Genomic DNA, 25,769 nt, shown 5'->3' on the forward strand with positions numbered 1-25,769 from the left:
CGAAACCGAACGCAACCCGCAATAGCCGAAGTACAACTAAGTAGGTTGTTCACCAAGCACACGACAAGGGGGTGACTCGACGGTGAAGGACGGCCGCTGGGTCACGATCGCCGAGTCGCAGTTCGACCACGAAAAGGCCGGGCTGAACGCCATCAAGGCGAAGCTGCCCGACGCCGAGCCGTTCCGCGCCTGGGCCAACTTCGAGTTCCGCGACAACCGCGGTCGCTGGCATGAGGTCGACCTCCTGGTACTGGCCCGCGACACGCTGTACCTGATCGAGCTCAAGCACTATCGCGGCATCCTGACCGGCAACGATCACCTATGGCGGCGCAACAACCGCACCGAGGACTCCCCCCTGCTGCTGGCACGCCGCAAGGCCCAATACTTCTCCTCCCTGCTCAAGGACGCCATCCGGGAGCGCGGCGGCAACGAGGCGGTCAGCCGGATTCCGTACGTGCAGGAACTGGTGTTCCTGCATCACGAGCGATTCGTCTGCGACCTGCCGCCGAACTCGAAGATCAATCTGTACGGCCCTGACGGCAGTGAGGGCACTACCAAGCTGCCTGGCATCTCTAAAATCCTGCTCGCACCCGCGAAGCACGATCCGATCTCCGAACGCGACAGCAAGTTGATCGCGGGGCTGATGAAGGCCATCGGCCTGGCGCCGCGCCGCCAGCGTGAGGTGGGCTCCTGGATCATCGACGACCAGCCGCTGGCCGACGGCGACGGCTGGCAGGACTGGCCGGCGTTTCACCATGTCAACACCGAGGACCACGTCCGCATCCGGTTCTACACCACCAACCCCAGCGCCACGAAGGCCGAGGATCATGCCCGCCGCCAGGCCGTCACCCACGAATTCAACCTGCTGCAGCGTCTGACCTACGACGGTCTGCAGGCGCCCAAGGACCTGGTCGACGAACCCGAACTGGGCATCGGCCTGGTGTTCCCGCAACCCAAGTCCGACACTCCGCTGGACCTGTGGCTGGCCGATCACACCCTGCCGCTGGACGACCAGCTGGACCTGATCGCGAAGCTGGCCGACATCGTGCACTACGCGCACCGCCACCGGGTGGTGCACCGCAGCCTCAACCCGCGCTCGGTGGCTATCCGCGAACGCGGCCGCCATCTCGAACCCCAGGTCACTGACTGGGACAGCGCCGGCATCCTGCCGGCCAACCCCGACACCGCGGTCACCCGCCTGTCGGGTGGTTCGCTGACGCTGATGGCCGGCTCCCCCAGCGACACCGCCCGGCTCTTCGCCGCCCCGGAAGGCTCGCGGCCCACCGACCCCGCCCGCATCGACGTATTCGGTCTGGGTGCGCTGGCGTTCTTCATCCTGACCGGCGGCACCGCCCCGGCCACCGAACGGGGTGAACTGATCGACCGGCTGCGCCGCGACCGCGGCCTGGACCTGGCCGCCGAAATGCCCCAGGCCCGCACTCCGCTGCGCCAGTTGGTGCTCGACGCCACCAATCCCAGCCCGGCCGACCGCATCGCCGATGTCGGCGAGTTCGTCGCAAGACTCGACGACGTCCGAAACGAGGTACTGCTCAAGACCGCCGGCACCGACCCTCTGGAGGCCGGACCCGGCACCGAGCTGGCCGGCGGACGCTTCGTCTACCAACGCAAACTGGGTGCCGGCTCCACCGCCGTGGGAATCTTGGTGAAAGACAACCAGGTAGGCGGCGCCCAACGCGTGCTCAAGGTCGCCAAGGATCGCGACGCCGCCGAACGGCTCCGCGCCGAAGCCCAAGCGCTGGGCCGCTTCGAGAACGACGACCGCATCGTCACCCTCCACGGTGTGGAGGACGTGGGCGGGCGCACCGCGCTCATCCTGCGTTACGCCGGGCGCACCACGCTGGCCGAGGAACTCAATAACCGCGGTCGGTTGTCCATCGACGTGCTGCAGCGCTGGGGCACCGACCTGCTGACCGCATTGGTGGCTCTGGAACGCAACGGCGTCACCCACCGTGACATTAAGCCATCCAATCTTGGTGTCTACCAGAGTAGTTCACGCGCCGACACGCACCTGGTGATGTTCGACTTCTCGATGGCTGGGGTGTCACCGGACAATGTCGAGGCCGGGACGCCGCCGTATCTGGATCCGTTCCTGGGCACCGGCGAGCGCCGCCGCTACGATACCGCCGCCGAACGCTACGGCGCCGCCGTGGTGCTGTTTGAGATGGCCACCGGCGCCACCCCGAACTACGGCCTCGACCCCCGCTCCCATCCGGGCACCGTCGATGACGATGTCACGGTGGAACCAGGGATGTTCGACGCCACCCTGGCCCCGGCGATGGCCGCGTTCTTTACCGCCGCGCTGTCGCGGGACATCACGCGCCGGCCCGGCACCGCCGAGGACATGCTGCGCGGTTGGCAGCAGGCCTTCACCGCCGCGGATACCCCGGCGACCCCGCAGGCCAGCGACGCTGACGCCGAAAAAGCCGACTCCACTACCGTTTTGAGCGCAGCCGGACTGAGCCCGCGGGCCATCTCCGCGCTGGCCTCGGTGGCGGTGACTACCGTCGGGGAGCTGCTGGCGGTGGACTCCACCACGCTGAACCGGCTGGTGGCCCGCGAAGCCAAGGACACCCGCAAGGAGATCGTCGACCGGTACCGGGCCTGGACCAAACGGCTGGGCAAGCAGAAGCCGGGGCCATCGGGTACCGAACTGCGCAGCCTGGACGACACTGTCGCACTGCTGCTTTCGGCCGTCTCCACGCAGCGCGGGTCGACCACCCGCCGCGAGGCCGCCGCCCTGCTGCTGGGCACCACGCCAGGCCTCGACGGGTTCGCCAGCAGCACCGAATTGGCCGAAAAGCTGGGCAAGGCCCCGCAGCGCGGCACCCAGCTGATAAAGGAGCTGCAGGAGGACTGGGCCAAGACCCCGGCCACCCGTGAGCTGCTGGACGCGCTGACTGGCATCACGCTCGGGGTGATCGACGACTTCGGTGGGGTGGCCGCTGTGTCGACGCTGACCGCCGAGATTCGCGCTCGGCTCCCCCAGGCCAGTGCGGGTGGCATCGACCCCCGCGCCGAACGCGCCGCGGCAGGGCTGCTGCGGGTCGCGCTGGATCGGTTGCACGAGCACGAAACGGCGACGGACGAAATCACTTTGGTGCGACGACGGCATGGCCGCCGGCTCGCACTGCTGGCCACCGACGAAAAGCTGCTCAGCGCCGCCGAGGCGGCCGCCAAACGCGCCGACGACTTGGTGGCGGCCGACCCAAACTCCGTCATCCCGGCCGCCCGCGCCGCGCAGGAGCTGCGAACGGCGTACCACGACGGCTACACCGCGGTCGCCGACAGCGCCGACACCACCGTGTCGATGCCCAGCGACGGCCGCCTGGTTCGGTTGGCCGCAGCCACTGCCAAACACACCGGTGTGTCCGGGCGCGGCGAACTGCACAACACCGCCATGTCGCCGGCCGCTGCGGTCGCCGAGGCGCTGCGCGGGCTGGCGCAAAACGAGTCGCTGTCGGCATCCCAGATCCGCAGCCGCGTCACCGCCCGGTTTCCCGAACTGGACAAGGTGCCCCAGCGTCCGCACCTGGACAACATCCTGGCCCAGACGGCGCTGAACCTGAACTGGGACGCCGCGCGCGAGGTGTACTGCTTCCCCGACGCCGAGCCGCCCAGCACCACCAGCATGCACACCCGCCAGCCCACCACGCTGCCAACACCTGGAGAGCCGGCCGCCGACATCGCTCAGGCCGCAAACTCCGTTGTGCTGCTGCGCCGTTCGCTGGATGAGGCCGGGTTCGTGGCCATCGGGGTGCAGATTCCGCGGGACCGGCCCGGTGAGCACGAACGGGTGGCGCAACACCTGGCGCAGAGCTATGACGGCGAACTGATCGACGTGACCACCGAGTTGATCACAGGCATGCAACAGCTGGCCGATGAGCGGGGCATCCCGTGGGATCTGATCCGCGGGGCTGATGCCGCCGAGGCCGCCGCCCGGGATGCCCAGGGTCTGCGGGCGGTGATCGACCGGGTGACCCCGGCGCTGCGGGAAAAGTTGCACACCTCGGTGTTCGACTGTCCGCGCAGCACCGCGCCGCTGATCCTGACCGAGGTGTCGCCGCTGGCCCGGTACGGGCACCTCGACTTACTCGCCACGCTCAGCGATCTGGCCGCCCCGCGACGGCGGCCGGTGTGGGTGGTGCTGCCGCAGCTGCGTGGGCAGGTCGGGGCGTTGGTGGACCGCAAGCCGATCCAGCTGGGGTCCCCAGGTGGCCAGTTCGTGTTGTGGCGGGACGCACTGGATGCGGTGCGCGCCAGTGGTGACGGAGGGGCGAGCTAATGGGCTGGGCAGCAGCGGAACTGGTGACCACGCTCAAGCGTCAGGTGCTGGCGCTGGAGATCGATCTGCGGGCGCGGGTCGACGGCGACGACGAGCGCTCCCGGCAGGACAGGGTGCTCGATACGTGGCGCCGATATTACGACGCGGCGTTCGCCGCACAGCGCACCGCCGCAACCTGGCAGGAGTGGCGCAACGACCGGGTGACCCAGGCCGCAGTGGCCTGGGTACTGCTCACGGTGTTCGCCCGCTATTGCGAGGACAACGCACTGCTATCGCCGCGCTGGATCGGCGGCGCCGATGCCGATCACCGCGCGCAGGCACTCGACGCACGCCGCGCCTACTTCCAGCAAAACCCCGAACACACCGACCGCGAGTGGCTACACCAGATCATCAACCACTTCACCAAGTGTCAGGCTACAGCCGGACTGGTGGACCGGTTCTCGCCGCTGCACCTGGTAGCACCGTCCGGCGACGCCGCCCGGGCCCTCCTGGAGGTCTGGTGGCACCAGGACAGCGACGGGCAACCGTTCTACGGATTCGCCGGGGTGGACACCCGCTTTTTGGGCGATGCCTATCAGGATCTGTCCGAGCACGCCAAGAAGACCTACGCCCTATTGCAGACCCCGGAGTTCGTCGAGGAATTCATCCTCGACCAGACCATGGAACCCGCCCTGGCCGACCGGCCACTAAAGGGATTCACCGTAATCGACCCGGCCTGCGGCTCAGGACATTTCTTGCTCGGCGCGTTCGCCCGGCTGCACCAACGCTGGCAGCGCGAGGCCCCAGCACTGGGTGCGCGGGAACTGGTCGCCAAGGCACTGGACGGCATCTACGGGGTGGACATCAACCCGTTCGCGGTGGCGATCGCCCGGTTCAGGCTGCTGGTGGCCGCACTGCATGCTGCTGGCGATACCAGCATCGAGCAGAGCATCGGCTACACCCCGCACCTGGCGTCCGGTGACAGCCTGCTGTGGGGAGCCAATCAGCAACTGCTGCCCGAAGACCTGTTGGCCGGCCCGGCGATTCGCGCCGATGCCACCGAGGACGCCGAGGCGCTCAAGGGCATCCTGCAACGGGAACACGATGTGGTGGTGGGCAATCCGCCGTACATCACCGTCAAGGATGCGGCGCTGAATGGGGCGTACCGACAGCTATATGAGACCGCGCATCGGCAATACGCGTTGACTGCACCGTTCATGGAGTTGTTCTTCCGGCTCGGGCACGGTTCGGCAGGAGCACGGCCCGCCGGATGGGTCGGCCAGATCACGTCGAACTCGTTCATGCAGCGCTTATTTGGAACCAAACTCATCGAAGAATTCCTGTCGTCAGTTGATTTGCGCGCGGTAATCGACACGTCTGGGGCCTACATCCCCGGCCACGGAACGCCAACGGTGATCATCGTGGGACGAAAGCAGCGGCCATCGTCCGACTCTGTGCGTGCGGTGCTCGGCATTCGCAGTGAGCCTGGCCGACCATTGGATCCAGCGAAAGGTCTTGTTTGGTCAGCGATTGTGGATCACATCGGTGAGCCCGGCTTTGAGAATGCATTCATCAATGTCAGCGATCTTCCGCGCCAAACCCTCGCAACGCATCCCTGGAGTCTCTCCGGCGGCGGTGCTGTTGAGCTGCTCGCGAACATCAACTCAATAAGCCATTTGCAACTTGGGCGCCTTGCGGACTCGGTTGGGCGCACCGCTGTTGTAGGCGAGGACGACGCATGGCTTTACCCAACCCATTTCGCTCTGACCAATAACCACGTATTGCCCTTCAGAACCTTTGTAATTGGCGAGGACGTCCGCGACTATCAAATTGCTAGCAGCCTGATAGCACTTAACCCCTACCTAAATCGCGAAAACTCGGAGCTGGTCGCCGACACGTCACCAGTGATCAAGCAGCTTTGGCCCAATAAGAATCTTCTGAGACAGCGTACTGTCTTTCAGAAGACGTTGGCTGAACGCGGACTACCGTGGTGGGCCTACTTGGAGAGTTACTCCGCCAAGCTACGCACGTCCCTTTCCATCACCTTCGCTGAGATCGCCACCCTTAACCACTTCGTTCTGGACCGCGACGGGAAGGTCTTCAAGCAGACGGCTCCGGTAATCAAGCTGCCCGCGGGCGCGTCGATTGAGGACCATCTGCGCCTGCTCGGTGTGCTGAACTCGTCCGTGGCCTGCTTCTGGCTCAAACAGAACTGTTTCAACAAAGGCCGTCCCGGAGCGGAGCAAGCGGGCGCCGACGAACCCTGGGAACATCGTTTCCAATTTAATGGCTCGGCCCTGCTGAGCTTCCCGCTGCCGACTGCAATGCCGGTTGAACTACCGGAGATGCTCGATGATTTAGCCGAGGAACTTCAGCGCCAATCTCCTGCCGAGCTGACTAAACGTGAAACCCCCTCGGCGACCGCACTTCAAGCCGCACACACCGAATCGGACCGCTTGCGGGGGTTGATGATCGCATACCAGGAGGAACTCGATTGGGAGTACTACCGCATCTACGGTCTCATCGAAGTCGGTCTCGTCTACAGCGGAGACCTTCCCGAGGTCCGGCCTGAGGAACGTGCATTCGCAATTGCTCTGGCCCGGCAGATAGACGATGGCTCAACTGAGAGCAGTTGGTTCCGTCACCACAACCACAGGTTCACCCCCCTCACTGAGATCCCCGACCACTTCCCCGCCGACTACCGCGACCTAGTGCAGCGTCGGCTGGACGCGATGGAATCCAATCCGCACATCCGCTTACTTGAAAGGCCGGAGTACAAGCGCCGCTGGGCTTCTGAGCCGTGGGACAAGCAGGTTGAGTCCGCGCTGCGAGGCTGGCTCTTGGAGCGAGTGGAGGACCGTGCGCTGTGGTTCGACCGGGATGGCCGGCCGATGCCGCAGTCGGTGGCGCAACTGGCCGACGTGCTGGATCGCGAAGCGGACTTCCGCTCGGTATTGCAGCTGTGGGCAGGTGACCCGAACGCCACCACCGGTGCTGCGCTGGCGAAACTGCTTGCCGATGAGGCGGTTCCGTTCCTGGCTGCCTACCGGTATAAGGACTCCGGCCTGGACAAGCGGTCCGCATGGGAGGAAACCTGGGCACTGCAGCGACGCGAGGACACCGGGGAAAAGTTGGCCTCCCCCATTCCGGTACCGCCGAAGTACAAGCCCGCCGATTTCGTCAAGGGCTCCTATTGGTCACACCGCGGCAAGCTCGACGTCCCCAAGGAGCGATTCATCTCCTATCCCGCCGCCGGGCGTGACACCGATGCCACCGAACTGCTCGGCTGGGCCGGCTGGGATCACGCACAACAGACGCTGGCGCTGGCGTCGCTTATCAGTGCGCGCATCGACGAAGGTTGGGACACCCCGAAGCTGCTGCCGCTGCTGGCCGGGCTGAACGAGCTGGCACCGTGGGTTCGGCAGTGGCACAACCAGATCGACCCCGAGTACGGCGAATCGGTGGCTGACACCATCGACGCCGAGCTGACCTCACGCCTCAACGAACATCACCTCACGGTGACCGATCTGACCAGTTGGCGGCCGTCGCAAGCGCCTCGCCGCGGCCGAAGGGCAACACGCACATGACGGTTCTGCTACGTGATGTCATCGACATCACCGAACGGGTCGGCAGCGACGACTACGTGCTGCGCCTGACCGATAGCACCGATGACGACGCCCACATCCGTGCGACTCTGGACGCCTATGTGCTCACCGACTCGCTGCGCGAGAACTTCGACGCTGCACTGGATCTGGTGGCTGATGCCCTCAAGCAGAACACCTCCCGGGCGGCGTACCTGACCGGATCGTTCGGCTCCGGCAAGAGCCACTTCATGGCCGTGCTGTACGCACTGCTGGGCAACCATCCCGCGGTGCGTACCCCGACGTTCCAGGCGCTGACTGGGCATTATGACGGCGCGCTGGCCGGCAAGAAGCTGCTGCGGCTGACCTATCACCTGCTAGGCGCCACCTCGTTAGAGCAGGCTGTCCTGCGCGGTTACGTCGACCAGATCACCCGGCTGCACCCCGAGGCCCCGCTGCCGGCGGTGCATCTGTCCGACAAGCTGCTTGCCGATGCCGAGAACCTGCGCACCCGGATGGGTAAAGACGAGTTCCTGGCCGGTCTGGCAGGCGGCAGCGGCGGCGGTGCCGACCCGTGGGGCGGGCTGATCGGCGGCGGCTGGGATTTGCCGCGCTACCAAGGTGCGCTGGCCGCCACCCCGGAAGACCCCGAACGCCGGGAACTGGTGTCGGCGTTGGTGGGCAGCTACTTCGGGTCGTTTACTGAGACCGCCGACTACGTCGATCTGGACCGCGGACTGGTAGTGATCTCCGATCACGCCAAAGCGCTGGGCTATGACGGGGTGGTGCTGTTCCTCGACGAACTGGTGTTGTGGCTGGCGTTTTCGGTCCGCGACACCGAGTTCTTCGCCCGCGAATCGCAGAAGATCACCAAATTGGTCGAATCGTCGGGCCGCCAGCGCGCCATCCCGCTGATCTCGTTGATCTCCCGGCAGATGGACCTGCGCAAGTGGTTCGCCGACGCCGGGGCCTCTGGCGCCGAGCAGGACGCCCTGGACCGCGCCTTCCAGTACCAGCAGGGCCGATTCCGCGAGATCGAACTGGGTGATGACAACCTGGCCGAGGTCGCGCACGCCCGCCTGCTCAAGCCGAAAGACGAAGCTGCACAGGAGATCCTGAACAAGGCGTTCGCCGACCTGACCCGCAGCCCCGAGGTGTGGGAGGTGCTGCGCGACAGCCTCAACACCGACGACAAACACCGTGGTGCCTCGGAAGCCGAATTCCGGCTGACCTACCCGTTCTCCCCGGTGCTGGTGTCCACACTGCGCAACCTGTCCTCGGTGATGCAACGTGAACGAACCGCCCTGAAGGTCATGCAGCGCATGCTGGTCGACCGCCGCGACACCCTGACCGTCGATGACCTGATTCCGGTCGGCGACTCCTTCGACTACATCGTTGAGGGCAGCGAGCCAATCGACAGCCACGCCAAAAACATGTTCGACGCCGCGCACGACCTGTACCGCAACCGGCTGCTGCCCGCGTTGCTGGACAAGCATGGGGTGAGCACCGAGCAACTGGACACCGACCCCGATTCGGTGCCCAACGGCTTCAGAGGTGAGGAACGCGTCGCCAAAACCCTGCTGCTGTCGGCGATCGCACCGAACGTACCCTCGCTGCGCGACATCACCGCCGGCCGGCTGGCCGCCCTGAACCACGGCTCGATCAAGACGATGGTCGCCGGCGGCGAAGCCCGCAAAGTGCTGGCCATAGTCCGCGATTGGATGCAGAAGGATGCCCCGGAGATCAGCTGCTCCGACGGCGCCAATCCGGTTATCCGGGTGCAGCTGGCCGAGGTGGATTACCAGTCGGTGCTGGATCGTATTCGCGCCGAGGACAATTCGGGCCGCCGCCGCGCGCTGTTGCGCCGGCTGATCCATCAGGCACTTGGGGTGGGGACCGCGCAAGACGATCTGGGTGGGGCGGCCACCCGTACCGTCGTCTGGCGCGGTTCGCGCCGTGAAGTCGACATCGTTTTCGGCAACGTCCGCGACGCGGCGTCGCTGCCCGAGCAGTCGTTTGACGCCCGGCCCGGCACCTGGCGGGTGGTGGTGGACTACCCATTCGACGAGGCCGGGTTCACCAGCGCCGACGACGTCAACCGGATCGACCGGCTGCTGGCCGGCGGCGACCGGCACACCGTGGTGTGGCTGCCGCGGTTCTTCACCGAATCGGCGATGGAAGACCTGGCGCTGCTGGTGAAGCTCGACTGGCTGTTCACCGGCAGCGGCGACCGCTGGACCGAGAACTCCGATCACCTGTCGGCCACCGACCGGGCGCAGGCTCGCAGCATCCTGGAGAACCTTCGAAGCGGCACCCATGCCGGTTTCCAGGTACTGCTCAAGCAGGCCTACGGCATCGAACCGGCCGACGCCAAGCGGATCACCGCCGACTCCCAGCAGTTCGACGTGCTGACCTCGCTCAGCCGGGACTTCCAGCCGCAGCTGCCGCCGGCGGCCAACCTGGAGAACGCGTTCCTGAACATCGTCGATCAGGCGTTCACTGCCAGCTACCCCAACCATCCACAGTTCGACCCCGCCGACAGCGAGGTCACCGCCCGCAACTTCGAAACAATCCGCGACTACGTCGAGCAGGCCAGCACCCACCGCGACGGCCGGGTGCCCACCAACCCTGGTGCCGACCGCACTGCGGTGCGTCGCATAGCCGGGCCGCTGCGCGTCGGCAAGGCCACCGAGGACCACTTCCTGTTCGATCAAACCTCGTTCGACTTCTGGGCCACAGAACTGGATAAGGCCGCCCAGGCTGCCGACCCGGTGACCATCGGTGCGCTGCAAGCCCATATCGACGCGCTGTCCCCGGCGTGGGGGCTGCGGCCCGAAGCCCGCGATCTGGTGGTCAGCGCGTGGGCGCTGCTGCGCAAACGGGCCTGGTTCGAGGCAGGCAGCGCCATCGCCGCCCCGCCGCTGGGCCGGTTGCGGCCCAACATCGAACTGCGCGCCGAGCAGCTGCCCGAGCAGCAGGCCTGGGACGACGCCCGCGCCAACGCCGCCAAGCTGTTCGGCTACACCATGTCGCGCACCTACCTCACCGGGGCCAACGTCGCCGACTTCGCCGCGCAGGTCCGCACCCACGCCACCGAGGCGGCCACCGAACTGGGCTACCTGGTCGATGAACTGCAGACCGCACACGAGCGTCTGGACGCCGTCGCCGGCCCCAACGACCGGCTGACCGCCGCCCAGGCACTGCTGGGTGTGACCGAAACACTCTCTCGCACTTCGGGAAACGTCGCGGTGATCGATGCCGTCGCCGGTATCGCGCTGCCAGTGGCCTTGGAGACGGCCGGCAACATCAACGCCGACGCCGCCCGCGACACCCGTGCGCTGCGCAACTTCAAGTGGCCGCTGGTGGATGTGCTCAAGACGGGAGCGCAAGTCAGCGGGGAGGCGGGTGATCAGGCCAACGCCATCTGGAAGACGTTGCAGGAGGCGGTGTCGATCCCGGGTCGCTCACTGTCCGATGAGTTGACCGCCGGGGAAACCAAACTAGTGAACTGGGTGGTGGCCCGCGAACCGGCGCAGACCAAGCCCGAGCCGCCCCAACCGCCTCAGCCACCGCAGCCTGCCAAGGACCGCGTGTTGCGCAACGCCGCCGATCTGGCCGAGCTGGAAACCGAGATCACCGCGGCGCTGCAAGATTCCGGCAAGAAAGTACACGTGCGCTGGTGGCTGGAATGAGCGTCCTTAACGCCACCGAACCCATCATTCGGGCCCGGTTGGACAAGGCCGCCGCTAAACAGTACCGCCGCGGCGTGCTGGGCCTGCGCGCCGAACCACGTTGGGCCGGTGCTTCTTTCGACTATAAGGGTGTCCCGGTGGAAGTGGTGGCGTGTCCGTCGGTGCTGGCCATCTGGGAAGCCATCGACAACCGCAATGCCGACGGCTGGACCGTGGTGCTCACCGACGTCGACGACGACGACCTGGGCGACACCGTGCTGGCGCACCTGCTCGACGGCCGGCTAATCACCCCCGACCCGTGGGATGCATTGCGCGGCAACTTCTCCGCCACCACCATCGAACCCGCGCTCTACCGGGTGGCCAACGACCGCGCGGTGGCCAACGGCCTGCTCGCGGTGCTGTCCCCAGACTCCTATACCCCCGCGCCCGGCGGGGTGTTGACCCGCGACCACACCATGACCACCGTGGCCCGCGACGTCCTCAAGATCGTCAAGGACACCGGCGTCGAAGTGGATCCGCTGGCGATCCTGGAGTGGAGCCGCTCGGCCGACACCCCGGCAAACCTGGCCGACCTGCACGCCCGCGGCGGCGCCGACCTGTTCGACGCGACTGCCGCCTGGCTGGGCAGCCGCGCCGGGCTGCTGTCCCAACCGCTGACCGCACTGCTGGGCGCCGGCCGGATCAACGAACTGGTGCCGCTGGGTGTGGTCGCCGGTCTGTTCTGCCAGGACGACAACACCCACGCGAAGGCACTCGGGATGTTCCTCGGTCGCTACGGGCTGACCAACCTGGCACCCGCCGGCCTGCAGGCCTGGTACACCAGCGCCCGCGGCCTGGTGACCACCGCGCTCAAAGACCCACAAACCGTCCTGGCGGCCGCGGCATCGATTGGTAACGACCTCGGGATCGGATCTGCGGCAGCAACATCGGACCTGTTACCGCAGGGCTTGCATGCCCGCGTCGCCGTACTGGCCGACGCCCTGACCGAGGCGCTGCCGCACCCGGCGCCCACCGACCCCGACGCCGCGCTGATCACCCCGGCCGACCGCGCCCGCGTCGAAACCCAGTGGGCCGAGGTCAACCGACACTTCCTGAGCGCCGGCTCCCCCACCGTCTACGCGTTCGCCGGGGCGGTCCGGCTGGTCCGGTGGCTGGCCACTCCGGTGACCATCGCCACCGGCCTCCCGGAGGCCACCGCCTCCTATATCGCCCGCGACTCCTGGGTGGACACAGCGTTGACCAAGGCTCGCCGCGGCGCCGAGCACCCGGTAGCCGCGGCCGCGCTGCGCTCCGTCATCGACACCGTCGCAGCCCGCCGCGCCCGCCACGACCGCGCTTTTGCCCGAGCCCTGGCCGACGCGCCCAAACCCGCCGTGCCGCTAATCGAGAACGTGCTGCGCGAGGTCGTGGTACCCGTCGCCCGGCAGACCCCGACCCTGCTGTTGGTCATCGACGCGCTGTCGTTGGCCGCGGCCAACGATCTGGTGACCGCCATCCAGCAGGACGGCTGGACCGAAGTCTCCGCCGACGGCCGTCGCGGCAGCGTGTTGGCGGTGCTGCCCACCCTGACCCGGCGCAGCCGCTGCTCGCTGCTGTGCGGCGAACTACGCGAAGGCACCGAAGATGTGGAGCGTCGCGGCTTCTTGTCGCTAATCCGCGACGCAAATCTGGAAGCCACTGGCGGCGGCCCGGACCCGATCTTCCACAAGGCCGCCCTAGACGCGATCCCGTCCGGCGCGTCGCTCGCCACCGACGTCGCCAACGCGGTGGCCGACACCGACCACCGGCCGTTGGTGGCGGCAGTGCTCAACTACGTCGACGACACCCTGCACCACACCGACCCCGGCGGCACCGACTGGACCGTCGGCGCTATCACGCATCTGCGGGCGCTACTCGGCGCGGCCCGCAGCGCCGGGCGCGTGGTGGTGATCACCTCCGACCACGGGCATCTGATCGAATACGGCGCCAGCGCGAAGGTAGACCGGGCGAACACCTACGGCCAACGCGCCCATGGCGATTTCGCGCATGTGGACCCCGGCCGCGAAGTGGTGGTCGAAGGCCCGCGGGTGCTCACCGACACCCATAAGGTGGTGCTGGCCGTCGACCCCGACATCCGCTACGGCGCCCGCAACGCCGGCTACCATGGCGGCGGTGCACCGGCCGAGGCAATTGTGCCGGTGCTGACATTCGTCGCGGGCCAACTGCCGGCCTGGGCGCAGCAGGTGGCCGCCGTCGAACCGGGCTGGTGGTATGCCGGAACGCCGGAGGCGGTCACGGTGATCACGAAGTCCTCGGATGCCCCGAGCCTGTTCGACGTCGAGGAGCCGTTGCGGGTAAACCCGTTGCCAGCCAAGGTGATCGGCAGCAAGGTCTACGCCGCCCAATTCAAACTGGCCGGACGCATCGTGGTCACCGACGGCCAGATCAAGGCACTGTTGACCGAGCTTCTAGCCGCCGGCGCGCAGGAACTCACCCTGGCCCAGGCCGCCGCCGCACTCGGTGTTGCGACCGCTGGTGTCAACGGTGCGCTGATGCAGGCCAAGCGGGTGCTCGACGTCGAGGGCTATGAGGTGCTGGCCGTCGGCGGCGGGGTGGTGAAACTGGATGAGGCGGCGCTGCGCGAACAGTTCGGAGTGAAGCCGTGACGGTATCGGCGCGGCGGCGCCGCGAGATTCTCGACGCGCTGCGCCGCGGCACCGTGCCGTCTTACGGGCTGGACCAACTTGCCGTCGGGCTGGGCCGGTTCGAGGCAGAACTGGACAACGAACTGGATGTGGTGGCTGCTGGCGGAGCGGTGTTCAAGGCGGTTCGCGGTGAATACGGCTCGGGGAAAACCTTTTTCGCGCGCTGGCTTGGTGACCGAGCGATGAAAAAGGGCTTCGCCGTCGCCGAGGTACAGATCAACGAGATCGACACCCCGCTGCACAAACTCGAAACGGTGTACCGGCGCAGCATCGAATCGCTCCGCACCGCGTCGGTGCCGCCGAGCGCGCTGCGGCCAATCCTGGATGCGTGGCTGTTCACCATCGACGATGATGCCCGCCAGCAGGGCGCGGACGCCGTCGCGCTTCTGGAGCGACGACTGGCCGAGGTGGCCGTGCGCGCCCCGGTGTTCCCGATGGCCATCCGGGCCTACCGCCGTTTCGTCGCCGAGGGCGATCACGACGGCGCCGACGCCCTGATCGCCTGGCTGGGTGGGCAACCACATGTGGCCGCCGCGGTGAAACGGCGGGCCGGCATCAAGGGTGACCTGGATCATTATCTGGCCCTGGGCTTTCTGCGCGGACTGTTGGCGATCCTGTCCGACGCCGGCAACCACGGACTGCTGCTGGTGCTCGACGAGGTGGAGACGCTGCAGCGGATCCGCAGTGATGCCCGCGCCAAGGCGCTCAATGCGTTGCGGCAGCTGATCGACGAGGTGCACGACGGGCATTTCCCCGGGCTGTACCTGTTGATCACCGGAACCCCGGCGTTTTTTGAAGGCCGCCAAGGCATTCCGCTGCTGCCGCCGCTGGCCGATCGGCTGCACACCGAGTTCGCCAAGGACCCGCGCTTCGACAACCCGAGGGCGCCGCAGTTGCGGCTGACCGGTTTTGACCAGACCCGGCTGGTCGAACTGGGTGGGCGGGTCCGCTCGCTGTATCTGGGCGGCGTTGCCGATCCCGAGCGGGTTGCCGCAGTGGCCGATGATGCTTTCATTGAACGGTTTTCCGCCGCAGTGGCGGGAGAGCTGGGCGGAAAGGTCGGTATCGCGCCACGACTGTTCCTGCGCAAGCTGGTGGACGTGTTGGACAAGATCGAACAGTTCCACGACTTCGACCCGTACACCGACTACGAGGTGAAGATCGCCGCGGCAGAGTTGTCCGACGCCGAGCGAGCGGCGTTGACCGCCGACGATGTATCGCTCGATGTGTGATGGATGCCTTCGAGCTTCTTCATCCCGGGGTGCAGTATCACCTGGCGAACACCCTGCGCTGGAACGGGTTACGGCCCACCCAGTCGGCGGCGGTGGAACCGGTGCTGGCCGGCTCTAACGCCCTGGTGCTCGCGCCCACCGCCGGCGGAAAGACCGAGGCGGCGATGTTCCCGCTGCTGTCGCGAATGGCCACCGAGGATTGGCAGGGCGTATCGGTGCTGTACGTGTGCCCGCTCCGGGCGCTGTTGAACAACCTGGAACCGCGCATCCACGGCTACTGCCAGTGGCTGGGCCGCTCCGCGGCGGTGTGGCACGGCGACGTCAGCCAGGCGGAACGCCAGAGGATTCTGGTGGAGCGCCCCGACGTTCTGCTGACCACCCCGGAGTCACTGGAATCGATGCTTGTGTCCACCAAGGTCGATCCAGCGGTGTTGTTCTTCGGCCTGCAAGCGGTGGTGGTCGACGAAATCCACGCCTTCGCCGGCGATGACCGCGGCTGGCACCTGCTGGCGGTGCTGGAACGCCTTTCGCGGGTGGCCGGGCGGCCGTTACAGCGGATCGGGCTATCGGCTACCGTCGGCAACCCGTCCGAGTTGTTGGCCTGGCTCCAAGGCAGTTTCCATGCCCGGGCGTCCGCCGTGGTGGCGCCCGCGGTGGAAACCCCGGCCGCACCGGACATCACCGTCGACTACGTCGGATCGATTGCCAACGCGGCCAAAGTGATCGCGTCACTGCATCCCGGCGAAAAGCGGCTGGTGTTCGTCGACAGCCGCCGCCAGGCCGAGGAACTGGGCGCGGCCCTGCGCGAGGCAGATATCGAGACCTACATCTCGCACTCGTCATTGTCGGCGGCCGAGCGACGCCGCTCTGAAGCGGCGTTCGCCGAAGCCCGCGACACCGTCATCGTCGCCACTTCAACCCTGGAGTTGGGCATCGACGTCGGCGACCTGGACCGCGTCATCCAGATCAACTCCACCCGCACGGTGGCGTCCCTCCTGCAGCGGCTGGGTCGAACCGGTCGCCGTGCCGGGTCGTCACGCAATTGCCTTTTCCTGTGTCTGAATGATGAGGCCGTCCTGCTGGCCGCCGGCATGCTGCAGCGGTGGGCCGCGGGTGTGGTGGAGCCCATCACGCCTCCACCACACCCGCGGCACATCGCGGCCCAGCAGTTGATGGCGCTGTGCTTGCAGCAACACCGGATATCGGCTTCTGAGTGGGCCTCGTGGTGGGGTGATCTGCCGGTGTTCGACTCGTCGACCTCAGAGATTCTTGAATTCCTTGTTGCCGAAGGCTATTTCGCGACCGATGGCCCGTTCCTGCACATCGGCCCCGAAGCGGAACGCCGGTTTGGTCGGCGCTATTTCTCCGATCTGACCGCGGTGTTCACCGCGCCGCCGGAGTTCATCGTGCTGGCCGGCCGCGTCGAGGTCGGCACCATCGGCACCGATCTGTTGACCGAAAACGTCGAAGGACCACGGGTACTACTGCTGGGTGGGCGGTCGTGGAAGGTGACCCACGTCGACTGGGAACGCCGACGCTGCTTCGTCGAACCCGCCGCCGGCGGCGGCAAAGCCAGGTGGTCAGGTGTGCCAGGCGGGCTCTCCTATGAGATCACTCGCGGTATGCGCGCAGTGCTGCTAGGCGCTTCGCCAGCCGGCGTGACCTTCACCCTGCGGGCGTCGAGGGTGCTGACCGAACTGCGTACCGGGTTCGCCGACACCGTGGCCGCAGACCGGCTGATCGTTCTGCTACCCAGTGATTCGACCGGGCGGTGGTGGACCTGGGCCGGCACCGCAGCCAACCGCACCCTGCAGGCGTCACTGCCCACGCTGATCGACCCACGACAGCGTATCGACGAGAAATCGGTGCGACTGCTACCCGGAGTTACGATCGCGGAGTTCTCGGCAGCACTGTTGGGTGTCCAATGGCGCGACCCCGATGTCGATGCGAATGCGCTACGGGGTTTGAAGTTTTCGGCGGCGCTGCCGCCTGACTTCGCGATGCAGACGTTGGGTGCGCGCCTCGGTGATGAAGGCGCGGCACGTGCGGTGGTTGTCCAGCCGAGACAGATTGTGCGATAGCGAACACCATGAGTACGAAGCTTCATCCGACAAGGCGAGACCGATGAAACAATCCGCAGCGCACTATGCCAACCGCATCAGTCAAAAAGCCGTAAACGCGATCGATGCCTACCGCTTTGAGCGTGCCCGAGGCGTTCGATGGGCGTCGAGCGTCAAGCACTATGGCGAAGACGCTGCCCGTGAGTACGGAGATCGCTTTCTGATCGAGTTGATTCAGAACGCGTACGACGCAAACCCAAAAGACTTATCGGCCGGAAAGGTTTCGGTCCTCCTCGACCTCGCCGAGGGCGAACACGGTGTGTTGTACGTAGCGAATACCGGTCGGCCCTTCATCGACGAGAACTTCGACGCAATCACAGACATTGCCCAGAGCGACAAGGAGCCTGGTGAAGGTATCGGCAACAAAGGAGTCGGCTTCAAGAGCGTCCTGCAGGTGTCGCAATGGCCCGAGATCTACTCGGCGCGACCTGGTTCGACGGATAGGAGCACGTTCGACGGTTACTGCTTCCGGCTTCCGACACGCCTGGATGTCGCTCAGTTGGTCGGTGAGGGAGACCTCGAAGACGTGCTCCGTGACGTCCCGCCATACGCGCTTCCGATACCGGTTGATGAGGTCCCGGCGCAGGTCGCAGACTTCCGACATTCCGGTTACTGCACCGTGGTTCGCCTTCCGCTGGACGATGAGCGAGCCGCACGTCGCGTGAAAACCGAGATGGGTCGGCTAACAGCTAGCACGACACCGCTGCTGCTCTTCCTCGAGCGCATCGATCTACTACACCTGCGTATCCGCGCTACCGATGGTTTGGCACAACGTGACGACCGAATGCATCGCCGCATCAAGCGCATGGCCAAGCAGGATGCTCTGGCTGTCGACCAAGTGGACCTCGGCGAGCAGGGCACTTTCATTGTCGCCACCCGTCCCATTTCTGGTACCGCGCTAAGCGCCGCGATTTCCGATTCTGCCCCCGAGATCAGCGATCGGTGGGCGTCTTGGAAGCAAGACTCCACCGTTTCCGTTGCGCTGCAACTCGATCATGCCGACAGCGAGTGGCGGTTCTACACCTTCCTACCGATGGAAGATTCCGAGGCGCCCTTTCCCGCCCATGTGAATGCACCATTTTTCACCAAGCTCGATCGCAACAGCGTCCGGTTCAGCGTTCGGTTCAACGCATTCCTGCTCGAAGAGATCGCACGACTCTCTGTCGATGCTGCATTCTGGATTCGGGACAACGCCACCGACTACGCTCCGCTATGTCTCGACTTGATCTGTTGGGACAGCGATCATCTCCCGCTTCTGACGACTGCATTCGAGGAATTCGGAAGGTCGATCGATGAGTCAGGACTTGTGCCAATCGTCTCTCTGAACCAGACGCCGACATTCGGCGCCGTCGCTGACGTACGTCGCTGGGACACGTTCGGTCACGCGATGAACACAGTCACCGCTGAATTCCTATGCAAGCACACCGGCGCCACAATCGTTGACCCCGATCTCGGGCCGGCGCGCATCGAGAATCTCGGCGACCTACGCCTCCAGTTGTCGAACGGAACTGATGACGGGCACCCCAGTGATGTCGAAGTGGCCGAGTGGCTCGAGGTCGTCGCCAAACGGTTGTGGCGCACTGATCCGGCACCAACAGGTCAGCAGTGGATGGATTTCTACGACGATATAGCCAACGCATTCGCAGGTAGAGACGCTTCCCCGCTGCACGGGCGCCGGCTGATCGTCGACACCAACAGCAAACTAGTGCACTGCGGCATCTCCGATAAAGCGCGGCAGTCTCGGACAGTCTTCTTCGCACCCGTTCGAGATCAAACAGAAGGTGAAGAAGATGTCGATACGGCCTTCGATTTCACGCTGCCACCTGAGCTTGCGAAGGCTATTTCATTCACCCGCGAAGACCTCAATTGGTACGTCCCGGCAGATGGGTCGCGGAAGATCGCCCGCAGGTGCCGAAAGTTTCTGGAAGACAGCGACCTTGTGCACCGCTACCGAACACAGGATGTCCTCGCTGCAGTACAACGCTTTTTGAGGAACCCGAAGAACCACGACGATGTTGCGGTGTTACGAGCGGCCCTTCGATTCGCGTACAAACTTAAGGACAAGGCGAACGATTCCACGTTGAGATCCATCGGCCTGCGTGTCCCCACGAATAGCGACTGGCGACCCGCGGGTGAAGCTCTGTTCTCCGCGCAGTGGCCTAATACCCAGGGGTCGTCATTGGTTCAGCTCATTCAACTGACAGGCTCAACCTCGCCCAGCCTGGCCGAGCTTTACGAACACCTGCTGCTAGCCCCTGACACCTGGGTACCTGACGATGCGCCGATATCGGAGTGGACGGCCTATCTGAAGCGGCTCGGTGTACGCGACGGATTGCATCCGATGTCCTTGTGTAAAGATCCGTTCAGGTCGGATGGTTCGATATTCACGCCCAGAGCTTGGGCGAGATTCGCCAATCTAGACCTGGATTTTGCCAATCTCTGGCAATCAAAAACCGGTGAAGCACAATGGTTTTCTAGGTACCCCATGACCAGGTGCACATCTGTTACCAAACTATGGGGATTACCGGGACAATTCGAGTTCGAGAAGTTCTCCGCGGCAGCCAAAGAGCAATACGCTGCGCTCATCTTTAAGAATCTCGAAGTATGGTCCGTCGATTATCTGACGGTTGGGGTACGCAGAGCGAATCACCCACAGGACGTACCGCTGAAATGGCCGACCCCAGTCCAGGTCTTCCTCCGGGAGGCCCGTTGGGTGCCCGTCCTGCATCGCGACGAATCCCGATTCAGCGATCCAGCCGGAGCGTGGCTCTTCGATGACGGCAAGTCCGAAACCTCACCGAAGTTTGCGGTGCTGGTACCGCCGTCATTGCGTCGACTCGCACAGCAAAACAGCGCTGTGCCCGAGCGTCTTCGCTCCTGGTGTGGCATTCGATGCTGGAACGATCCGCGCGATGCGCCTGATGTTGCCGAACAGTTGTACGCGATGGTCGCTGACGGAGCGACCGATCCCTCCGAGATGGGGCCAATTGCCCGAGAATACGAACGAGCTATCCATCACAGCCTGCAACAGGGACGTGATTGGTGGCCGACCGAGTACGTACCCTCGGTCCTGGTGCGGCGTGGTGAGGGGTTGATCGAAGCTCTCGAGCTTGAAGAAGGACGGGGTCCGGTCTATGTCGACGACGGCACCGACCGCGCCAAAACGAAACTCCTCGAGGAGGTCCGCGCTCCAATCGTATGTGCAGAACCAGCGGATGGTCGCAAGATTGCCGCAGCTCTCAAGGCGGGCGCATCCGGTGATGACGTGCAGTTGCTCTCGCATGTAGAGGTCTCGATTGAGATTGACGGTGTTCCGTTGGACGACGACACTCCCAGTCTCCCGCTGATCTCACCAGGGGACGACTGGCTCGTCGGCCTCGTAGTTGCGGCGTTAGAGTTTCGCAGCGGTCAGTTCCGCAGGTATGGCGACCGATCCCTGCGTGAAGCTGCGTCACGCTTGCGGACGATCCGGCTGGTACCAGCACGGGAATTGCGACTTTCCATCGGCGGCCACACCGCCACGGATCGGATGCCGCATCGTGAGGCGTTCGCGGTCGTCACTCCATCCCAACCTGTGATTGTTGTCACGGATTTCAATGACGAAGTCCGATGGGAAACGCTGGAGAAGTTGGCACACCCTATAGCCGCCGTGACCGGAGCACCTGAAATCGGCTCAGTTCTTTTCGAGAGTCTGGTCCGCTTGAGGCGCGACCACGTCGACGACGTCGACGACGATCAACCACCGACGTTGGATCGATGCGCTGCATCGTTGGACATCACGCGAAGCCAGATCGATGATGTGACCGCACGGCTTGGCTCCGAGATCGATGTTCTGCGTGATCGAATACCTATTGCGGTGGCTTGCTTGGTCTCTGTCGCTGCCGGCGAAGAGATGATTGGACTGCTGTCTCACGCAAACACCGAGGACGACGTCCGCTCGGCGTTGACGACCTTCGATCTCCCTCAATCCCCGGATCTGCTTCCCATTACTAAGACCGTGTCGAGCCTTCGCGAACTACGCGACGCGTTGCAGGTGACATATCGGGATTTCAACCTCGCCTTAGAGGGCTTGGGCCGTCCAACACTCGCCGACCCCGACGCACATGAACAAGCTTTCGCTTATTTCGTCAAGCGGAATCGTGACGCGATCCTCTGCCGTCTACAGCAGGTATTCATCGCCCGGTTCACTGACGGAGAACCTCTGGGAAACTACGTCAGGCTGCGCAGCCTCCCCGGACTGGACCGGAACCCGTCGTGGCTCGATGACTACGAAATACCAGATGATGCGGTGATGCATTCCGAGGTGGACGACTGGCTCCGAAAAAATGAGGCATTTGCACTGTCCCACGACGTCGGCGTTGCCAATTCGGTGACTGCCCTTCAGACCGCCAATCGTCGTCAGGTCACCGCGGCTGGGGACGCGGCTGCGAAATTGGTGCGATCGTGGTGCATCAAGGCAAGCGTGCCGTGCCCCGAACTCTGGTCGGGCGACGGGTGCGGCGGTCGTCTCGCCGACTGGGCAGATGAACAAGGTCTGCTCGACTTCGTCGAGCTCAGGGACCTGCAACCACTTCTCGGACACATGGAACGCGAACAAATCTGGCCAGCTGACATGCCTCACAGCCTTGAGGCCGCGAGGTTGAGTCTCACCGACGACGATCTCGCCCGTGGCCGTTCGGAGGAGGAACAGCAACGAGCTAGGCAACAGGCAGAAAGATTCACGATCACGCTAGGTTCGCGGCGATTTGGCGTGGATCCCGATTGCTTCGCCGAGATAGCCGCCGAGGTCCGCCAGACACTGCCGCCCAGCGTGTTACGGAGCCCATTCAGAATCGAGCCTGGCCCGATTCCCGCCGCCCGCAAGCCAACTCGCAATCAGGCGGGGCCGAGGTCCGTCTACCGCAACTTAACCCGCTTCAGCGAGGGCCAGCGACAGGTCATCGGCCTCGCCGCTGAAGTGATTGCGCTGGCCTGGCTCAAGCAGCAGTACGCGACCAGTGGGGTTGTCAACTGGCGTTCTGGATACAGGGACAAGGTCGAGGGCGGTCGCGACGGCGACGATACTCTTGGTTACGACATTGATGTCCAGACCAGGGCGGGGCGGTTCATGTTCGAGGTCAAGGGGGCGGCGGAGGACGGAACCGAATTCGAACTCACCCAGCGGGAGATTGATGCGGCGCGAAAGAACACCAAGCGGGACGCGTACCGCATTGTCTACGTTCAGTTCGCCTTGGACCCACAGCACGCGAATCCCCTTCTCCTTCCAAACCCATTCTCACAGCGCGGATCTGAAACTTATCGCGTTGTCGGCAGCGGCCTGCGATACACGTTTTCGCCGAAAGCTGAGCCTCCCCGTTCGCTGTAATCGCATTCCCTGAAACGGCAATCGCATTTCACAACTGCAGTAGCCGACCTGCAGCCGAAAATCGCAGCCACCAAAGGACTGGTCCGACTCGATCATCACCAAAGTGATTCTTACAGTCTGCCTCGATACGCAACCAGACTGTCCAGCGATGAATCGAGCAACTCCACCGGAGTTCCGTGCGATGAACTCCAATACGATTGCAGTGCAAGGTGTTCGCTTGAGTTGGCAATTCTTATATAGCGAAGCCCGATTCGGTTGTCGACCTGTTGCTATTGTTTAGCAACTCTGTCGATATGCCAGATGCATGAACTATGGCCAATCACAGCCACCCCGCGCCCCTCCCCCGGTGGGGGACACGCGAACCGATGCCGTTTGCCGTTTGCCGACTTCCCCAGTTGGAGACTCACCGTGCACCCGCCCCCAAGCCGACCACTGAAGCCGCTCCAGAAGCGACAGGATATTTCCCTCGCCTGTGACGGCAGATTAGACGGATGCCTACGGCTGGGCACATGGCACAAACCCTCTAAAGGCCACCACGCGCGGTAGCGTCTCGCCCGACAGGGGCCGCCCGTTTCCGTGCATATTCGGCGCGGCTGCTGGAACCAACAACCTCTGCCACTCAGCACAATATGTTCATAACGCCCCAAACACCATCGGTATTCAGGTGTGCAGCGAGCCGAGCTGATTGCGCTATTCCGGTGGTTGGTTGTCGATCAGCGCTTCCAGCTCAGGTGGTCCCAGGCGTTGCGCCTGGGATGCCTTGTCGTTGTCATCGAATTCAATGCCTTCGCCGATCAGCATCTCCATGGGGTCGCGATCGTCGGCGGGATCGTGCCACTGGAACTTGAAGCTGATGGAGCCGTCGCCGCTGAGCACGCGGTAAGCCTTGGTGACCGTCGGGTCGTGTGCAATGTGGTTGGCCGTCGGTTGGGCTGCGGTGCCGGCTAACTCGGCCAGGTCGCCGTAAGAGGTCCAGGAGCCGGCTGGGATGGCGGCGACGGCGTCGTCGACGCGGCTCCAGTCGAACCCAGATTTGGCCGATACGACACCAGGCACTGGTGGTGACCACAGGGCGATCGCTGCGTCGGCCAATGCGTGCGATCGGGCCTCGATCTGCTCGGGTCCCCACTCCGACGCTGCGGTCAGGGCGTCGTTGAGCTTGAAATCGGAGTCTTGGAGGATCTCCTGTTTGCGCTCGAAGAGTTGATTCGACAGCTTGGAATTCCAGGCAGTCAGGGTGAGGTTGCCCAGAGTGTGTCCCAGCCGGTCGAACACCTCCCGAGGGTCGTGGCCGGCGCCGGTTAGTTGTTTCTTCCAGCCGTCACTCAGGGTTTGGGGCATGACGTGTTCAATGGACAGTTTCGCCGAATTGAAGTCGAGATCCACCTCGGCTCGCAGATACGACTCCAATCGCTGCAGCACCAGACGCTGCTGATACGCGCGGCCGTTGAGGTAGTACGGGACCGTGGCGATGCCTTCCCGTACCCGGTTGTCGTCGGGCCAGCGTTTGTCCCGCGATAGCTCTCGGCGCAGCGCGGTGTCGATCGGTTCACCTTGGGGCAGATTGCCGATAGCGGTTGTAAACAGTCGGTTCAAGACGTTAGTCGGGGTGTCGACGAGGTAGCGCCTGACGAGAAACGACTCGATGGCCTCCAGGCAGCGTTCGGCTTGTTCAGGAGTAGCGCCGCTGGCGTCAACTCGCGCATAGAGGTGCAGCAGCAGAGGGTAGGTCGTACTGGCACCCCATCCTTTCAAGAAGGCGAGGTGGCGTAACGCCTCCGTGGTGATACCGAGCTCAGCTACGTTGACGCCAGGGTCTGCGGGTTGCTGGAAGACCGCGTAATAGGCGCCGCGGCGAGCGAGTTTCTTGACGTGACTTTCCAAGAAGTCGAGGTCGGCGGCGTACGGTTCCAGTTGGCTTCGCGCAGTGCGGTAAACGTCGCCCTGTTTGACGAAGTCACCGGAGGATTGCAGGTCATCTCGTACCAGCCCCTCGAGGCCGTCGGTGCCGAGCAGTTTCTCCAGCGGCCGCCAGTGCTGGACGTAAACCGAGTTGGACCGCGGCCCCAAGGCCATGAACAGGTAGTTGCGCAGCAGATCCGATTGGGTCAATCCAACACCGGTCGCGTTGATTGATTCGAAGATCTTATGCGGGCGTTCCCCTTCGCTGACAGTCACGAACACCAAAGCCAGCCGATCCCCAATCGTGGTAGCGAGGCTATCGGACACCAGTTCGCCCGACGCATGCAGAACGCCGATCCTGCGGTGAAAGAAGTGATAGGCGTTGACAATCGCACTGTGCCCAGATGCGGCGCCGGGGTCGGTGAGCACTGTCCAATACGGCGCGGCGTCCTCGTCACCGGGCACCAACCGCGCCCACCGGTGTGAACCTTTCGGTTCGGTGTCATTGATCAAGTACTTCTTGTTGAGACGATCGAACTGCTCGGGATCATCGACCTTGGCGACGTCACGAAGTGCGGCCAACGCTAGCGATAGCGTCGTCAGGCGCTGTTGGCCATCGACGACGCGGAATTCCCGGAAGTCATGCAGCGGGTCGGCATCCTTTTCAACCGCGACGACACTGCCGATGAAGTGCTTGGGCGCCGCGGAGCCCTCCGTCAACGCCCGGTATTGCTCGAGAATGTCTTGCCAAAGCACCTCTTGCTGATCGGTCTTCCAGCGGTAATGACGCTGGTATAGCGGAACCTGAAACTGCCGATCCTGGGTCATTAGATCCCGGAAAGTACCCTCCTTGGCACGCATCCCTGCAGAATATCCATCAAGCGCTGTGCACCAGCTGATGTCGGCGGGGT

General features: G+C 64.4%; 8 protein-coding genes. 7 read left to right on the forward strand and 1 reads right to left on the reverse strand.

All coding sequences use genetic code 11. From position 1 onward, the window contains the following. The first annotated feature begins 82 nt into the window (after positions 1-82). From pglW to AC5Y6Y_RS14765, 7 genes are read left to right on the forward strand one after another with little or no spacing between them, the layout of a single operon-like run. Entirely contained in the window at positions 83-4,303 is a 4,221-nt protein-coding gene (pglW, locus tag AC5Y6Y_RS14735; protein WP_473140026.1) for a BREX system serine/threonine kinase PglW, read from the forward strand. Then, positions 4,303-7,869 carry a BREX-2 system adenine-specific DNA-methyltransferase PglX gene (gene pglX, locus AC5Y6Y_RS14740; RefSeq protein WP_499918465.1) on the forward strand — a complete coding sequence of 1,189 codons (3,567 nt, stop codon included), beginning with the start codon at positions 4,303-4,305 and terminating at the stop codon, positions 7,867-7,869. Before pglW ends, pglX begins: the two co-directional genes overlap by 1 nt. Then, positions 7,866-11,555 carry a DUF6079 family protein gene (locus AC5Y6Y_RS14745; protein ID WP_473140028.1) on the forward strand — a complete coding sequence of 1,230 codons (3,690 nt, stop codon included), beginning with the start codon at positions 7,866-7,868 and terminating at the stop codon, positions 11,553-11,555. The genes pglX and AC5Y6Y_RS14745 overlap by 4 nt, the downstream gene beginning before the upstream one ends. After that, on the forward strand, positions 11,552-14,200 hold the full coding sequence (gene pglZ, locus AC5Y6Y_RS14750; protein WP_473140029.1) for a BREX-2 system phosphatase PglZ: 2,649 nt from the start codon (positions 11,552-11,554) through the stop codon (positions 14,198-14,200). Before AC5Y6Y_RS14745 ends, pglZ begins: the two co-directional genes overlap by 4 nt. Continuing rightward, entirely contained in the window at positions 14,197-15,471 is a 1,275-nt protein-coding gene (brxD, locus tag AC5Y6Y_RS14755; RefSeq protein WP_473140030.1) for a BREX system ATP-binding protein BrxD, read from the forward strand. Before pglZ ends, brxD begins: the two co-directional genes overlap by 4 nt. Next, positions 15,471-17,552: a DEAD/DEAH box helicase gene (locus tag AC5Y6Y_RS14760; protein ID WP_473140031.1), complete on the forward strand. Its 2,082-nt coding sequence runs from the start codon at positions 15,471-15,473 to the stop codon at positions 17,550-17,552. Before brxD ends, AC5Y6Y_RS14760 begins: the two co-directional genes overlap by 1 nt. 43 nt (positions 17,553-17,595) lie before the next feature. Beyond that, the gene (locus AC5Y6Y_RS14765) at positions 17,596-22,956 is read left to right on the forward strand and encodes a sacsin N-terminal ATP-binding-like domain-containing protein (protein ID WP_473140032.1); all 5,361 of its coding nucleotides are present in this window, start codon (positions 17,596-17,598) and stop codon (positions 22,954-22,956) included. A gap of 690 nt (positions 22,957-23,646) precedes the next feature. Here the strand turns inward: AC5Y6Y_RS14765 and AC5Y6Y_RS14770 are convergent. After that, complete coding sequence (locus AC5Y6Y_RS14770) at positions 23,647-25,719, reverse strand: GmrSD restriction endonuclease domain-containing protein (RefSeq protein WP_473140033.1); 2,073 nt, start codon at positions 25,717-25,719, stop codon at positions 23,647-23,649. Between the last annotated feature and the right edge of the window lie 50 nt (positions 25,720-25,769).

The organism is Mycobacterium sp. NGS24 (genome assembly GCF_059813065.1).

What these genes read in the sequence shown, in the direction of transcription:
- AC5Y6Y_RS14760 (WP_473140031.1), top strand. Translation starts at nt 15,471, where the DNA reads ATGGATGCCTTCGAGCTTCTTCATCCCGGGGTGCAGTATCACCTGGCG.
- AC5Y6Y_RS14770 (WP_473140033.1), bottom strand. Translation starts at nt 25,719, where the DNA reads ATGCGTGCCAAGGAGGGTACTTTCCGGGATCTAATGACCCAGGATCGG.
- AC5Y6Y_RS14745 (WP_473140028.1), top strand. Translation starts at nt 7,866, where the DNA reads ATGACGGTTCTGCTACGTGATGTCATCGACATCACCGAACGGGTCGGC.
- pglZ (WP_473140029.1), top strand. Translation starts at nt 11,552, where the DNA reads ATGAGCGTCCTTAACGCCACCGAACCCATCATTCGGGCCCGGTTGGAC.
- AC5Y6Y_RS14765 (WP_473140032.1), top strand. Translation starts at nt 17,596, where the DNA reads ATGAAACAATCCGCAGCGCACTATGCCAACCGCATCAGTCAAAAAGCC.
- pglX (WP_499918465.1), top strand. Translation starts at nt 4,303, where the DNA reads ATGGGCTGGGCAGCAGCGGAACTGGTGACCACGCTCAAGCGTCAGGTG.